Genomic DNA, 14,303 nt, shown 5'->3' with positions numbered 1-14,303 from the left:
AGGTAGTGCACATTAATCAAGTGAAAAAACTGAATGGCTATCATGTTGTATTTCTCGTACAAAGTTCCCTGGTTGGGGTGGGCTTGTTATCAATGCCTTACCTAATAAGCCCCATGGGATTTAGCCAGTGGTGGCTTCCATTGGTATTTGGCATTGTCGCAAATATTACCCTTATCCCGATGATTTGGCTACTCAAACAGTACAAAAATCATAATATATATACCATTAACGAGAAGTTATTAGGCAAATGGTTGGGTAGGTTTGTAAATTTATTACTTGTCTTGTACGCAACTGCTTTTGGAGCATCACTTATTGAAAGATATCTGGATCTTGTACAGGTTTCTGCTCTACCAGACAAAACGATTATAGGATCTCTTATTTTCTTTTTATTCCTTCTAACTTATATTATTCATGGGGGAATAAAATCAATTGCAAGATTTTGTATCATGACGTTTTTTTTAACGCTTCCAATGATGTATTTTTTGCAATGGGGATATGTGGATGGTGAAATTAGCCATATGCTTCCTTTCTACACTTTTACATCTGAAGAGTTTGTAAAAGCCTTTAAAGATGGCTATGTTACGATGATTGGGTATGAGTTGATTTTAGTTTATTATCCTTACGTTATCCATCAACAAAAAGCGTTCAAACATGTATCTATAGGGATATGGATAAGTTGCATTATTTACTTTTTGGTTACGTTTGTTGCTGTGATGTTTTTTTCAGAATGGCAGTTGGCAAACATTTTATACCCGATTTTGAAGTTGTTAAAATCGGTAGAGATGTCATTTATTGACCGAGTAGACGTTATGGGGATTTCATTATGGGTGTTTCTCGTTTTATCCACTACATCAGTGTATATATGGGCAGGGAAAAAAGGGCTGGACTCATTACGTTCGAACAATAAGACGTATCACTTATACATTCTTGCTATTATCCTGTTCATAGTTGTAGCCATTCCTTTTTCTGATTCATTTGAAAAAATATGGCATAGTAGTATCAATTATGTGGGCTATGGGATCATTTTATGGCCAAATTTGTTAATCATCATTCATTTGATTAAGTTTAGAAAAAGGGAGAGTGTCAAATGAACCGTTCCTTTTTGCTAACACTATCCTTTAGTGTGCTAATGATCACAGGGTGTGCAGGTGAAACGCGAGATACTTCGGTTGAACACGTAGCACTGGTGAGTGTGATGGGGATTGATTATATTGATGAAAAAAACATGAAACTGACTGTAGCCATTCCGGTGCCAACAGGCGAATCAACGGCTGAAAATACTAAGGATACTCAAATCTTTTCAACAGAAACGAAATTGATGCAAGAGGGAATAATAGATATTTCTTCACAAGCAGACAAAAGAATTAAATTAAATGGATTAGAAGTTATTATGTTTGACCAAAAATTTGCTGAGAGTGGGAAGATGTTGTCTGTCCTGGAAAATCTTTATCGGGATCCCACTGTTGGAGGCCATGTACGCATTGTTGTGGTGAAAGGCAGCTCGGAAAAAGTTTTGACTGCTGATTATACTGAAGAGCCAAGTATAATTAGCTATCTAATTACCTTAATGAGACCGCAAATCAATAATACGTATGGTCCCTTCACCACAATTCATGAGTTTATGTATGCTCAAACAAATCCAGTGTTGGACACCTTAATTCCATATTTAGAAAAAGAAGAGTCATTGCCGAAAGTAGCGGGTATGGCTTTAATCGATAGTAATAGTAAAGAGATGATACAAAAATTTAATTTAGAACAAGGTAAGTTAATTCATTCGTTGCAAGGCACTAGAGAGATCCCACCGTTCTCATTTAACTTAAGCGAAAACTCTTCTGAAGAAGAGAGAGTAGTGATAGATCTTATTACAAGTAAATCGAAAATTAAAGGCAATAAAAATATTAATGACCCTCACTTAACTGTTGAACTTAAATTCAATGGAGCATTGACGGAATACCTTGGGGATAAAGATCTAAGTAACGGAGAGGATTTCGCCAAGCTTGAGAAACAAATAGGTGAACACCTGGAAAACCACACAATCGATTTATTGAATGAATTAAGTGACTTAAGGGCTGATCCTGTTGGGTTCAGTGAAAAATTTAGAATGTATTATGATGGTGAATGGACAGAGGATCTAACGGAACAAATCGTATCCACAGCGCAATTCGATGTAACTGTAGAGATGAAAATTCTAAATGTCGGATCCCTAAAATAATCCAGACCTTATGATCAAATTTCTCACATAGTCGAAGCCTCAGTAACTTTTCATAAAGGACTGAGGCTTTTTTTAAACCGAAATATACATCTCAATTAATTCGAATTGAGTCTCTAGACAATCTTTTGTAAAATAAACTAGGCAATAAAAGACGCAAATAGAAAAGGTGTTATTTATGAAATCAACGATTGTTGTTGGGGGAGGTATTCTTGGAGCTTCGACTACTTATCATCTTGCGCGAGCGGGAGCGCAAGTGATGCTCGTAGATCGTCAAGATCCGGGTCAGGCAACAGATGCTGCAGCTGGGATTGTGTGTCCATGGTTGTCTCAGCGACGCAATCAAGCGTGGTATTATCTAGCAAAAGAGGGTGCACGATATTACAGTGATTTAATTGGTATGCTAGAAGAAGATGGAGAAACAGATACAGGTTATAAGAGAGTAGGGGCGATCAGCGTTCATAAGGATGAAAACAAGCTAGATGGCATGGAGGAGCGGGCTTATAAAAGACGCGGAGATGCTCCTGAAATCGGTAAAATAACACGATTATCTTGTGCTGAAACGAAAGCAATGTTCCCGCCACTTTCTGAAGAATATAGCTCGGTTCATATAAGTGGTGCGGCACGAGTCAACGGACGCGCACTACGTCAATCAATGGTCCGTGCAGCAATTAAACATGGAGCGACTTGTATTCATGGTAATGCAACGATTCTTACTGAAAAAAACAAGATTATTGGAGTTAAAATTGATAATCGTGAATTTTTTGCAGATCAAGTGATCGTAACAGCAGGTGCGTGGGCAAATGAGTTACTAGTATCAATTGGAATAGAGCTTAATGTCACATCTCAAAAAGCACAAATTGTTCATTTAAAATTGCAAGAAACAGAAACAAGCGCATGGCCAGTCGTTATGCCTCCAAACGATCAGTACATTCTGTCATTTGATAAGGGCAAGATTGTGATGGGGGCTACCCACGAAAATGATAGAGGGTTAGATCAACGTGTCACTGTTGGTGGACTACATGAAATTTTTGATAAAGCATTAACGGTTGCTCCTGGATTAGAAGAAGGGGCCATGGTTGAAACAAGGGTTGGATTTAGACCGTTCACCCCGGGATTCTTACCTGTAATTGGTTTTGTTCCAGACACTGAAGGTCTATTATTTGCTAATGGACTAGGTGCTTCAGGTTTAACAGTAGGACCTTTTTTAGGAGCCGAACTCGCGAAAATTGCTTTAGGGAAAGAAACTAAGATCGACCTTGATCTATATAAAGTAGCGGGTGCGCTAAAAAAATGAGAATTTGTTCCAGTCATAGGAAATAATTAAAAAACGGTGCGCCATTAACGCACCGTTTTCTCGCAAGTGTTCGAATGGTTTATTAGACATGTAATTGAACTTTGACAAACACCTCATTTTCATGAAAATGGTTGACGTTAAAAATGGTTAGTTCGATTCATGTCCAAAGCCTTCACCCCATCTGGAGTTTTTTCGTTCCTTGCTCTAATATGATGCTCATTTACCCTTGGCATATACATGTAAAAAGTGTAATGAGAAAAAGAGCGAATTTGGTTCAATATAAGAAATTAAAAAAACGGTACGTCATTGACGCACCGTTTTCTTGCAAGTGTTCGAATGGTTTATACGACATGTAGCTGATCTCCGACAAACACCTCATTTTCATGATAATGATTGACGTTAAAAATGGTCAGTTCGATTCATGTCCAAAGCCCTCACCCCATCTGGAGTTTTTTCGCTCCTTGCACTACTATCATGTGCACTTACATTTGACACAAAACATGTAAAATTTTCCACAAAATAAGTTCCTCTAAGATCCAATTATTACCCATATAGACTAACGCATTTTTAGCCATAATAAGAACGACACAGTGAGATGTGTTAATAAGCAAAAACTTCGGGGGGATTCATAATGGGGAAAAGAAACAAATCAAAACGTTTTGTCAAACAAGGCAAAGATTCTGTTTCACAGCATGATCAACGCTTCCCATACCATATGACGTACGCCGAAGCTGAAACACAAAAGGCAGACAGAGAGAACGGATCATCCATTGATCCAACGCTTGGAGGATTTTAACGTGAAAAATAAACTCTTTCAAGAAGCACGGGGGTTTGTAGACCAAGCTCTCACATCAAAAGACGAAAAAGATGTCGCAAGAGCAAAAAACAGCCTGTCATCCGCTTTTGCAAATTCTACAATAGATGAGCAAAAGCAATTAAGTGAAATGCAGCAAAAAATCCGGCAGCTATAGACAAACAAAAGGAAGCTGATAGGTGATCAGCTTCCTTTTGTAAATGAACTGAAAAATGCTTGAGAAGAGGAGAATCACCTAGGTTTACGATAAAGCAATCATGGATTTTAGTATATAGATATGGTAATATTAATCCTTATACAATGTGAGGACGTGATGAAATGATTAACATTGAAATACCAAACGCGGATATAAGTATTACCGAACGAAAGCAAACATCGAATGCGAATGAACCTGAAATAAAGTCTATTCACGGATTTATTGATTTCCACCAAATTCCACGTGATAAAGGTGGCATTTTTACGTTTTATAACGTGAATGATGAATTACTATTTGTCGGAAAGGCACGTAAGCTTAGACAACGTGTAAAAAAACATTTTGAAGATACCGTGTCACCAGTTAAAAATCACCGTGATGAAGTGTATCGCATTGATGTAAGCATAGTCGATGATCCAACTCACCGTGAAATTTATGAAACGTACATTATCAATGAGCTGCGAGCTAAATATAATGTAGACAAAGTTTTTTATAAATAGAAACTGAAGAGACTTTCCGATCCTTAGCATCTAATCGTGATGGAAAATTGGTCACTTATTTAGGGAAAATGACTATTGATTTCAATAAATAGATGAGGTATGATTGTAAAACAAGCTGCGTTGTTCGTACTAACTAATTAAGTTTTAACCTTTATACTGTAACAGGGAGTTTAACATAAAAATGGAATTGTCAAGTCTCCGTCTATATGACTAGGAGGACATACATGAACATTTTTGCAAACACCCACTTTGAAAAGTGGTGGTTTAAAACTTTCTTAAATCATACGGCAAATGTGGCTTATAATATTTCAAACGATAAAATCAGTTCCTTCATAGGGGCTGATTTTTTAGTTTAGGAACAAAATAAAGAAGCAAATCAACATAAATTTGTCGACTTGCTCCTTTATTTAAAAGACCTTTTTACGATCTCTCTCTTCAATAAGTAATTCCACGGCTTCTCTAAATCGCTGTGAATGAGTTCTCTTTCTCTTAAGAAGCGCAGGCCGTCATTAAGATCTGGGATCGTCTGATTGGTCAATAATCCATTGATACGTTGCGCGTGCTTTTTCTTCAGTACGTACATTACTTTAACAATTGCATAGGATAATTTTATAAACGTGAAGGGAATAAGGTGAAAATGTATAATTATCCTTATATGTATCCATATCAATATCCTTATTATGGTAATGCTCCAAGGTATAGCTATTGCAGACATCCTAGTTACGGGACTTTTCCTCATGAAAGCATATGTTATTCTCTTCCCTCTTCCAACGGTGATGGAAGTATTTTGTTAAAAGATTATGGAACAAAACCATTTGTCGTTAATATCAATGAAGCAACAAAGCAAAACAATACGTATCGCACTGCTATATGGACAGGAACACATTTACAAGCTACATTAATGAGTATCGATGTTTGCGATGATATTGGCTTGGAAATGCATCCTGACGTTGATCAATTCTTACGTATTGAACAAGGACAAGGGATTGTTCAAATGGGCAAAAGTAAAAATAATTTAAACTTTGAAAGAATTGTGTATGATGATTCTGCAATATTTATACCAGCTGGAACATGGCATAATCTAACAAATACAGGGAATATCCCACTAAAACTTTACTCGATATATGCTCCTCCTAACCATCCATTTGGGACTGTCAATGTTACCAAAGCAGATGCTTTAGCTTCAGAAGAAGGCTATAATCATGACTATGTAAATTTTCGGTAAAATACCAGATGAATGATACAGTACACGGAATTTTGGTAAAAGAAGGATTACGGATGTTAAAAGGGGAATAAATTCCACACACATTCTTCAAGAATTTATTCTAATGGGAGTTCTTGTAGGGAAAGGGTATTCTCCTGAAAGAGTATACGAAACAGTTGAAGAATGGCAACGTACAGGAGAATCTAAACTTCTTCAGCAAAGCAAATATATGTTGTAATAAAGTAAAAATATTTAGTTAATAGTTCATTTGTGAACCTCTGTTATTTCTACATTTAAAAAATCACAAACGTTAGATTAACAATTGAGGAGCGATTCTTTAATAAGGATCGCTTTTCTTTTTGGACTTTAGGGTAATGCTAATCGAAAAAAGTATAAAGCATTTTTTGTTGAAGTTAATGGACTAACGTGGTGCTTATGTTAATTACATAGTGGTTGTGAAGACATAACCTCACTAGGACTATTGAGTGAGATAAAAAAGGGAGCTTTATTGGTTCCCTTTTATTTTTATGCCAAAAGACTATGAATAGGAGTGTTAAAGAATGGCAAACAAAGAGGTTACGTTGAAGTTGAATTGGACAAGAAAAGGAACTTTCGTTTTACAATGAACGTAAAGAAGCAAATCAACACATAAATATGTCGACTTGCTTCTTTATTTAAAAGACCTTTTTACGATCTCTCTCTTCAATAAGTATTTCTACGGCTTCTCTAAAACGCTGTGAATGAATGATCTCTCTTTCTCTTAAGAAACGTAGACCGTCATTAAGATCTGGATCATCTGATTGGTCAATAATCCATTGATATGTTGCTCGTGCTTTTTCTTCAGCTGCGATATCCTCATATAAATCCGCGATTGGATCACCTTTTGCTTGTATGTAGCTAGCAGTAAAAGGAACGCCGGCAGCATTGCTGTAAAACAAAGCACTATCATGACTAACATAGTGTTCTGCAAGGCCAGCATCTTTCAGTTGCGTTGGTGTTGCATCCTTCGTTAATTTATAGATCATCGTGGCAATCATTTCTAAATGAGCAAACTCCTCGGTCCCTATATCTGTTAACAGCCCAATTACTTTATCTGGGATTGTGTAACGTTGATTTAAGTAGCGGAGGGCTGCTGCTAGTTCTCCATCTGCTCCTCCGTATTGTTCCGTTAAGTATTTAGCCAGGGTTGGATTACATGTACTTACTTTTACAGGATACATCAGCTTTTTTTCATAAGCCCACATTGTTCGTTCACCTCATGATTCTTTCTTATATTTGCCAAGGCCATGGTCCGCTATTCCAAGTCCATTCCTGTTGATTTGTATTCGGACTTCCGAACTGTAAAGGACCAAAGGTTGATTCGAATTGTGCTTTTAATTGTTTACAGTAAACCGCGCATTGGTTATATTGTTGAATTGCTTGAGAATCTGAAGGGTGTGTGTCTAAATACAATGCAAGCTCATAGAGAGTAAAATCGATGGCTTGGATTTCCTCTAATTGTGTATAGTACTCTTTAGGCAGAGGCTTATTCATTTTTTAACCTCCTTTACTTTTTATACGGATTTTCATAATAATCATAAAAAGGTGTCCACAGTGTCCCTTTTTTTAGTGCTTCAATTGGTGAAAATTGCTGAAGATTTCGCGGCTGAAATCCAATATATAGATTCGGTGGTGTACTATAGTATTTTCTTTGAAGAGGTGGGCATGGGTCAAAGGGACTATGATAAGGGACGTAAGATTTTGTAGAATATTCATCCGTTTTTTTGGTCACTCAATTCACCTCCAATTAATGTTGACTTCACATTATATTCATCTTTGATGGATATAGTACAGGCAGGTAGATTAACTAACTACAGGAATACCCACAGGCTCGTTGCTTTAATTTGAAAACAAAAAAGTGCACAACTTTTCATCCAATTGTTTAGAATTGTTTCCAAAATTTGTGCACTTTATTCGTTGTTAAGTTAGAATAAATTATTTGGTGGGAAAATGATATTTATGACAGAAGTGATTTCAGGGGGAAGTTGAGATTATAAATGAACTAAAGTTGCTTTAAACACCCTCACAAAAAAGTTAGCGTTCAGTTCGAGCTCTAGCTTTTTTGAATTGAATAGTAAGTATTGTTCCTCAAACTTGCTCCGTTTAAGAAACTGATAAATGCCTTCCCTCGAACGTTATTTAATTGGAATAATCCATTACAAGTATTTTCTTTAGAGAAAAATATCAGGCAGTGTGCTTCTAATTGAATAAATTTTGATTTTCTATAACGGTCAAACCTCTATTAGATTAATCATATCAGTAAATCTCAAGATTTAGAGATACCCTTTAATTTTTTGAAATAGGTACACCAGACCGATTACACACTCATAAACTATATGAATATGGCGGGAAAGGAGTAAAAGCATGAGCACTTTAAAGAAAATCTCCTGTGGTTTATGTTGCATTAGTGCAGGGCTTGCTATGTTAGCTTATATTGGTCTTGGTCTAGGCTTAGGTACGATGACAGCAGCAGCCGTAGAAGCTATTGGTCGTAATCCTGAAGCTGCAATGAGTGTAATCATTGCACTAATAATAGGTGTTATAGCTATACTAATATTAGGTGTATTGGCTTTCATCGTAGCTAAAAAGTTAATATGTGTTGCTAAACGTTCTTGTGATTCAGATTGTTAACGTTTTGATTCATCGTCACTTACGGTGAAAAAATTGTGATGTGAACGAGGAGGCGTAAGCGCCCATAAGAATAGGCTTAGGAGTCGTGATACAAAAAAGTGCACAACTTATCGGTGCACTTTATTCGTTGTTCATTTAAATTAAATTTCGGTTCTTAAATCCCATAATTCAGGAAAGAAGCGTTGATCTAATACTTTTTTTAAATAAGTTACACCAGATGATCCACCTGTCCCAACTTTAAAGCCAATGATGCGTTCAACCGTTTTCATGTGACGGAATCGCCATTGTTGCAACCAGTCCTCAATGTCTACTAGTTTTTCTCCAAGCTGATATAAATCCCAATATTGATCAACATCACGGTACACAGTTAACCATGCTTGTTTTACGCTTTCATCCGCTTCATAAGGCTCAGAAAAATCGCGATCAAGTAGATCCGAATTAATTTCTAACCCAGATTTGGAGAGCGATTGAATGGCCACATCATACAAACTAGGGGCATGGAAAGCTTTTGTTAGGGTGCTATGTAATACAGGGTCTTTCTCGTAAATTTTTAACACATGGCTTGTTTTGTAGCCAAGGGTGAATTCAATCATGCGATACTGATACGATTGAAACCCCGATGCTTGACCAAGTGAATCGCGAAACTCCATATATTCTGCTGGAGTTAATGTTGAAAGCACATCCCAGGCTTGGATAATTTGGGATTGAATTTTTGATACACGAGCCAATCGTTTAAAAGAAGTAGCAAGTTGTCCGTCTTGTATTGCTTTTATTGCTGAATTCGTTTCGTGTAAAATAAGCTTCATCCACAGCTCACTCACTTGGTGAATCACGATAAAAAGCATTTCATCGTGATGGTCTGATAAACAATTCTGAGCAGACAATAACTCATCTAGGTTTAAATACTCACCATATGTCATACTTTTAGCAAAGTCAGTGTGAATTCCTTTTTCACTAGCAGTGGTGGGGTCTTGAAATTGGCCTTTGTTGATCGACATTTGAAACCTCCTCGTGAGCATATCATCCATTGATTATGATTTATCTATTATCTTTTATCTATTGTAACGTGATAACACAGAATTAGACAATGAGCTATAAATAACAGCTCACCTCACCAAAAGGGTTACGAATGAGGTGAGCCTACTTGCCATTAAATTTTTGTAATCCCATAGAATTTTCCACTCTTTATCGACTTTTGTGACATAGATATATTGAACATAATCAAAATGTCCATATTTGCCGACGAGAGTGAGTGTGGCTATGATTTTATAGGCAGTTAGTGGTTTAGAATCAGCTGTCATTTTCCAATTCTCCACTTTTTCAGGTTTACTGAGCGAGTAGGTAAAGGTGTCTGTTCCAAACTGGTTCACGACTAAATCTGTTCGATCGATAATATAGTTATCTTTGGAAAAACGCTCTTGCATCTCTTGGTGGAATAATTCCCATGCTGCTGAATAATTAGCTTGTTGTTCAAGTTGATAAAATTCATCGACTGTCGCACTCGCTTTATCTGCATTTGAAGGTAAAAGGAGAAGAAGTAAAAGAGTAATTGCTAAGAATATGGTGATCAGAAGAGGTATTTGTAATGAGTGTTTTCTTCGCATCCTAAACACTCCTTTCGAAAGGTTCATTATTATAGGTATGACAGAGAGTGTGAAAATCTGTGTGATTTTTTTGTTTAGCACAACATCATGACTAAAAGCCCTTTCCCTTATGATAAGTGGGGGCTTTTTCATGCTTTTTTAGGACAATTAATAAAAAACATTGACTTTTCTGATAATTAAAGGTATTTTCATGGTACGGTATCACAAATATATTTTAAACGTAAAAATGTCGTTATGCGAAGAGGTGTGGGAATGATCTTACGCAAAGAAGAAACGTTTTATCGAGAGAAGATGAAAGAGCTACAGTTAACGAGACTGAAAAAAACGATAGAGGGAGTTTACGAGACCGTTCCTTTTTATAAGCATCGCTTTAATGAGGCAGGACTCGAACTTTCTCAACTAAGCCACCTAGAACAGATTCAACAGCTTCCGTTTACAACAAAACAAGATTTACGTGACAATTATCCATTTGGAATGTTTGCTGTTGACCAAAGTGAAATTATACGGATCCACGCTTCTTCAGGTACGAGTGGCAAGCCGACAGTTGTAGGTTACACGAAAAGTGATATCTATGTGTGGAGTGAACTTGTTGCTCGTGCCATCATGATGGCTGGCGCAAAAAAGGGTGAAGTGTTACATAACGCGTATGGCTATGGTCTATTTACGGGTGGTCTTGGACTCCATTATGGTAGTGAAATGCTAGGCATGGCGACCGTTCCTGTATCAGGTGGGAATACGGACAAGCAAATTCAATTGATTCAAGACTTTAAACCTAGCGTCATTTGTGGCACCCCGTCTTATACACTGCATATTGCTGAAAAGATGGAAAAGCAAGGCATTTCTCCTTTTGAAAATTCTTTACGGGTAGGCATTTTAGGAGCAGAGCCTTGGTCTGAAAAAATGAGAAGTGTGCTTGAAGAAAAGCTCGGGATCAAAGCGTGTGATATTTATGGACTAAGTGAAGTCATGGGGCCAGGTGTTGCGATGGAATGTCATGAAGGTCAAAATGGACTTCATGTGGCGGAAGATCATTTTTATGTTGAGGTAATCGATCCCATAACGCTACAACAAGTGGAAGATGGTCAAGAAGGTGAACTTGTATTCACAAGTTTAACAAAAGAAGCGTTTCCGGTTATCCGTTATCGCACAGGTGATATCGCTTCGCTATCGAGAGAAAAATGTGTGTGTGGTAGAACAACCACGAGAATGTCACGAATTAAAGGGCGGATTGACGATATGATCATTGTTCGAGGAGTAAATGTCTACCCTTCAGAAATCGAACATCAATTGCTTTATTCCAAAGAAGTAGTGCCACACTATCAGCTGTATGTTAACACAACAGGTACGATGGATAGGGTATCGCTTCACGTTGAGCTTACTGAAAAAGTTTATAAAGAAGCTAGTTTTTCAGTTCAGCATGCAACCGTACGGAAGATTTCTACTGACATTACACGACGGCTTAAAAATCATTTAATGGTTTCAATGGACGTTACGGTTTGTGCACCAAATACAATTCCGCGATCAGAAGGAAAAGCAGTTCGCGTCATTGATCAACGGGTGCTAAACAGTTATACGTGAAAAATTCAGAACATTCCGTTGAACTTTATGTAACATTAATATATAATTACGTTAAATAAACGTTATATAAGGTGGTGGAATATATGGTGAACGAAACGATGCTAACAGAAGAAAAATATGAACAGTTTTTGGCTCGCATTGAGGCGGGGGAAAAGATCGAAGCGGATGACTGGATGCCGGATGAATATCGAAAAGTGCTGATAAAGCTAATTTCGATGCATGGAATCAGCGAAATAATGGGTGCATTACCTGAGAAAGAATGGGTACCAAAAGCGCCATCTTTAAAAAGAAAGCTTGGGATTATGGCGAAAGTACAGGATGAAATGGGTCATGGTCAATTGCTCCTTCGTGTAACAGAAGATTTAATCAAGCCACTTGGGCGTACCCGTGAAGATCTTATGAATGATCTTTTTACAGGAGATTTAAAGTTTCATAATGTATTTCATATGGAAGCGCCTACATGGGGAGATGCAGGGTTAATTGGTTGGCTCGTTGATGGTGCTGCAATTATTACACAGACAAATATGTTGAGTGCTTCTTACGGACCATATGCGCGAGCACTTAAGCGGATTTGTGCAGAGGAAGTGTTTCACGCACAGCACGGCGAAGCAATTATTATGGCCCTTGCAGAAGGAACAGATGAACAACAGACCATGATTCAAGATGCGATTGACCGTTGGTGGGAATCGCTCCTTATGTTTTTTGGACCAGGAGATGCAAAAGCTACAGGATCATCTAAGCAAGATATTACAGCCAAGTACGGTATTCGTTCAAAATCCAATGAAGAACTTCGCCAAGACTTTTTCACGAAATACGTTCCTAGAATACTGTCACTTGGCTTAACGATTCCCGACCCTACGATGCATTACGATCAAGGGAAGGAAGAGTGGATTTACCAGCAACCCGATTGGTCTAAATTCAAAGAAATTGTTCAAAACAGAGGACCAAAATCGAAAGATCGCTTGCGACTTCGTGAGCTGTCTTATGAAAATAATGCATGGGTAAGAGAAGCACTAAGTCCAAAGAGTGAAGTCGTTTAGAAGGGGGGAAGTCGTTTTTGAGCTTAAAAAGACATGAATTTTATCAAGAGTATGAAGTGTTTAGCAAACGTACACATACCGCTACCATGCAGTATCAATTCAGCTTGCTTGCTCCAAATGAAGAACTTGCACTCGTTTTAGCACAAGAGAACTTTATGAGAAGAGAGCCTGTAGTGGATATTTGGATTGTGAAGCGATCGAATATCCGAAAAATGTCACCTGATGAGAGGGCGTCACTGTCCCGCCTTCAAAACAAAGACTATCGAAACACGAAAGGTTATGGCTATCTCAAGAAAAAGTGGCGTCATTACGAGCAAGAAATGTTAGATGAAAAAGAAATCCTCTCTTGGGGAGGGAAGATTAAAACATGACGGACCAAACGAAAGAGGCATCGAACCAAGCGCTTATAGAATTACTATATCAATTAGCGGATGATGATTTCATCTTAGCGTACCGAGGATCTGAATGGCTCGGTTTGGCACCTCATATTGAAGAAGATGTTGCCTATTCTTCAATCAATCAAGATACGATGGGGCATGCAACAATGTATTATCACCTCTTAGAAGAACTTGGCGAAGGACAAATGGATGATTTAGCGCATGCACGAGAAGCGTCAAAGCGGAAAAATGCCATCATTTTAGAGCGTGTAAATGGTCCTGGACATTATTTAAAAGAACCAAGATATGACTGGGCATTGGCCGTTGTGCGTCATTATTACTATTCACAAGCGAAAAAGATCAAGATAGATTCCTTGAAGTCTTCTTCCTACAAACCACTGGCGGATGTAGCGGTAAAAGTGAGTATGGAGCTTTATTATCACTTAATGCACTGGAACGTGTGGTTCAAACAGCTCATTGAAGCAGGTGGTGAAGCAACAGAACGTATGGAAGCAGCCATTGAAGTTGTACGTGCTGATTTTGGTGATGTGCTATCACTTGGTCCTTTAGGTGAAGACATGACTAAACTTGGTTTAATTGAAAAAGAAGAACATTTAAAGAAACGTTTTCAGGAAAAAATGACACCTGTGTTTGAGTCACTTGGTCTTCTCTACAACTCAGAACTAGGACAAAGAAGTGGCAAAGGACGTCAAGGAGAGCATACAGAAGATTTACAAGATGCTTTAAAGACGTTAAGTGAAGTGTATGATTCAAATCCTGTCGCGGTCTGGTAGGGGTATTCTTTTGAAAAGGGGTG

17 protein-coding genes, 1 other RNA gene and 1 pseudogene are annotated in these 14,303 nt (G+C 37.7%); 13 read left to right on the top strand and 6 right to left on the bottom strand.

Going from position 1 to position 14,303, the window contains the following annotated elements; genetic code table 11:
* The first annotated feature begins 5 nt into the window (after nt 1–5).
* The 7 genes from AB1471_RS07055 to ssrS all read left to right on the top strand — a co-directional run bounded on the left by AB1471_RS07055 (nt 6) and on the right by ssrS (nt 5,317).
* The gene (locus AB1471_RS07055; RefSeq protein WP_367779043.1) at nt 6–1,091 is read left to right on the top strand and encodes a GerAB/ArcD/ProY family transporter; all 1,086 of its coding nucleotides are present in this window, start codon (nt 6–8) and stop codon (nt 1,089–1,091) included.
* Nucleotides 1,088–2,212 carry a Ger(x)C family spore germination protein gene (locus tag AB1471_RS07050; RefSeq protein WP_367779042.1) on the top strand — a complete coding sequence of 375 codons (1,125 nt, stop codon included), beginning with the start codon at nt 1,088–1,090 and terminating at the stop codon, nt 2,210–2,212. The genes AB1471_RS07055 and AB1471_RS07050 overlap by 4 nt, the downstream gene beginning before the upstream one ends.
* Nucleotides 2,213–2,387: 175 nt before the next feature.
* On the top strand, nt 2,388–3,506 hold the full coding sequence (locus tag AB1471_RS07045) for an NAD(P)/FAD-dependent oxidoreductase (protein ID WP_367779041.1): 1,119 nt from the start codon (nt 2,388–2,390) through the stop codon (nt 3,504–3,506).
* A gap of 631 nt (nt 3,507–4,137) precedes the next feature.
* Nucleotides 4,138–4,302 carry a hypothetical protein gene (locus AB1471_RS07040; RefSeq protein ID WP_367779040.1) on the top strand — a complete coding sequence of 55 codons (165 nt, stop codon included), beginning with the start codon at nt 4,138–4,140 and terminating at the stop codon, nt 4,300–4,302.
* A 1-nt stretch (nt 4,303) separates the two neighbouring features.
* On the top strand, nt 4,304–4,477 hold the full coding sequence (locus tag AB1471_RS07035; protein ID WP_367779039.1) for a DUF3813 domain-containing protein: 174 nt from the start codon (nt 4,304–4,306) through the stop codon (nt 4,475–4,477).
* Between the two features lie 161 nt (nt 4,478–4,638).
* Nucleotides 4,639–5,013, top strand: a complete 375-nt coding sequence (locus tag AB1471_RS07030; RefSeq protein ID WP_367779038.1) for a nucleotide excision repair endonuclease — start codon at nt 4,639–4,641, stop codon at nt 5,011–5,013.
* Nucleotides 5,014–5,122: 109 nt separating this feature from the next.
* A non-coding RNA gene (gene ssrS / locus AB1471_RS07025) (6S RNA) lies at nt 5,123–5,317 on the top strand.
* A gap of 103 nt (nt 5,318–5,420) precedes the next feature.
* Here the strand turns inward: ssrS and AB1471_RS07020 are convergent.
* Nucleotides 5,421–5,597 (bottom strand): annotated as a pseudogene (locus AB1471_RS07020) (manganese catalase family protein); the annotation flags it as partial.
* Nucleotides 5,598–5,650: 53 nt separating this feature from the next.
* Between AB1471_RS07020 and AB1471_RS07015 the strand changes: the two are divergent.
* Nucleotides 5,651–6,238 (top strand): cupin domain-containing protein, encoded by a 588-nt coding sequence (locus AB1471_RS07015; protein WP_367779174.1) that lies wholly within the window; start codon nt 5,651–5,653, stop codon nt 6,236–6,238.
* A 653-nt stretch (nt 6,239–6,891) separates the two neighbouring features.
* On the opposite strand, the gene AB1471_RS07010 is transcribed toward AB1471_RS07015, so the two are convergent.
* From AB1471_RS07010 to AB1471_RS07000, 3 genes are read right to left on the bottom strand one after another with little or no spacing between them, the layout of a single operon-like run.
* Nucleotides 6,892–7,461, bottom strand: coding sequence for a manganese catalase family protein (locus tag AB1471_RS07010; RefSeq protein WP_367779037.1), 570 nt, complete (start codon nt 7,459–7,461; stop codon nt 6,892–6,894).
* A 25-nt stretch (nt 7,462–7,486) separates the two neighbouring features.
* Complete coding sequence (locus tag AB1471_RS07005) at nt 7,487–7,750, bottom strand: spore coat protein CotJB (protein WP_367779036.1); 264 nt, start codon at nt 7,748–7,750, stop codon at nt 7,487–7,489.
* Between the two features lie 13 nt (nt 7,751–7,763).
* Nucleotides 7,764–7,988, bottom strand: a complete 225-nt coding sequence (locus AB1471_RS07000; protein WP_367779035.1) for a spore coat associated protein CotJA — start codon at nt 7,986–7,988, stop codon at nt 7,764–7,766.
* A 632-nt stretch (nt 7,989–8,620) separates the two neighbouring features.
* On the opposite strand from AB1471_RS07000, the gene AB1471_RS06995 reads away from it, so the two are divergent.
* On the top strand, nt 8,621–8,887 hold the full coding sequence (locus tag AB1471_RS06995; RefSeq protein ID WP_367779034.1) for an ATP synthase subunit C-like protein: 267 nt from the start codon (nt 8,621–8,623) through the stop codon (nt 8,885–8,887).
* A gap of 140 nt (nt 8,888–9,027) precedes the next feature.
* Here AB1471_RS06995 and kynA read toward each other — a convergent pair whose 3' ends face one another.
* Nucleotides 9,028–9,885 (bottom strand): tryptophan 2,3-dioxygenase, encoded by an 858-nt coding sequence (gene kynA, locus AB1471_RS06990; protein WP_367779033.1) that lies wholly within the window; start codon nt 9,883–9,885, stop codon nt 9,028–9,030.
* A 108-nt stretch (nt 9,886–9,993) separates the two neighbouring features.
* On the bottom strand, nt 9,994–10,491 hold the full coding sequence (locus AB1471_RS06985; RefSeq protein WP_367779032.1) for a hypothetical protein: 498 nt from the start codon (nt 10,489–10,491) through the stop codon (nt 9,994–9,996).
* 252 nt (nt 10,492–10,743) lie between these two features.
* Between AB1471_RS06985 and AB1471_RS06980 the strand changes: the two genes are divergently transcribed.
* The 4 genes from AB1471_RS06980 (at nt 10,744) to paaC (ending at nt 14,280) form a co-directional block, all read left to right on the top strand.
* Nucleotides 10,744–12,069: a phenylacetate--CoA ligase family protein gene (locus tag AB1471_RS06980; RefSeq protein ID WP_367779031.1), complete on the top strand. Its 1,326-nt coding sequence runs from the start codon at nt 10,744–10,746 to the stop codon at nt 12,067–12,069.
* An 83-nt stretch (nt 12,070–12,152) separates the two neighbouring features.
* Complete coding sequence (gene paaA, locus AB1471_RS06975) at nt 12,153–13,109, top strand: 1,2-phenylacetyl-CoA epoxidase subunit PaaA (protein ID WP_367779030.1); 957 nt, start codon at nt 12,153–12,155, stop codon at nt 13,107–13,109.
* Nucleotides 13,110–13,126: 17 nt separating this feature from the next.
* Nucleotides 13,127–13,480 carry a 1,2-phenylacetyl-CoA epoxidase subunit PaaB gene (paaB, locus tag AB1471_RS06970; RefSeq protein WP_367779029.1) on the top strand — a complete coding sequence of 118 codons (354 nt, stop codon included), beginning with the start codon at nt 13,127–13,129 and terminating at the stop codon, nt 13,478–13,480.
* Nucleotides 13,477–14,280 carry a 1,2-phenylacetyl-CoA epoxidase subunit PaaC gene (paaC, locus tag AB1471_RS06965; RefSeq protein ID WP_367779028.1) on the top strand — a complete coding sequence of 268 codons (804 nt, stop codon included), beginning with the start codon at nt 13,477–13,479 and terminating at the stop codon, nt 14,278–14,280. Before paaB ends, paaC begins: the two co-directional genes overlap by 4 nt.
* Nucleotides 14,281–14,303 lie beyond the last annotated feature (23 nt).

It is taken from the genome of Jeotgalibacillus marinus (assembly GCF_040801915.1).
GTDB lineage: Bacteria > Bacillota > Bacilli > Bacillales > Jeotgalibacillaceae > Jeotgalibacillus > Jeotgalibacillus marinus.
The sequence above is the reverse complement of the archived record's forward strand: the minus strand, read 5'-3'. Positions and strand labels throughout refer to the sequence as shown.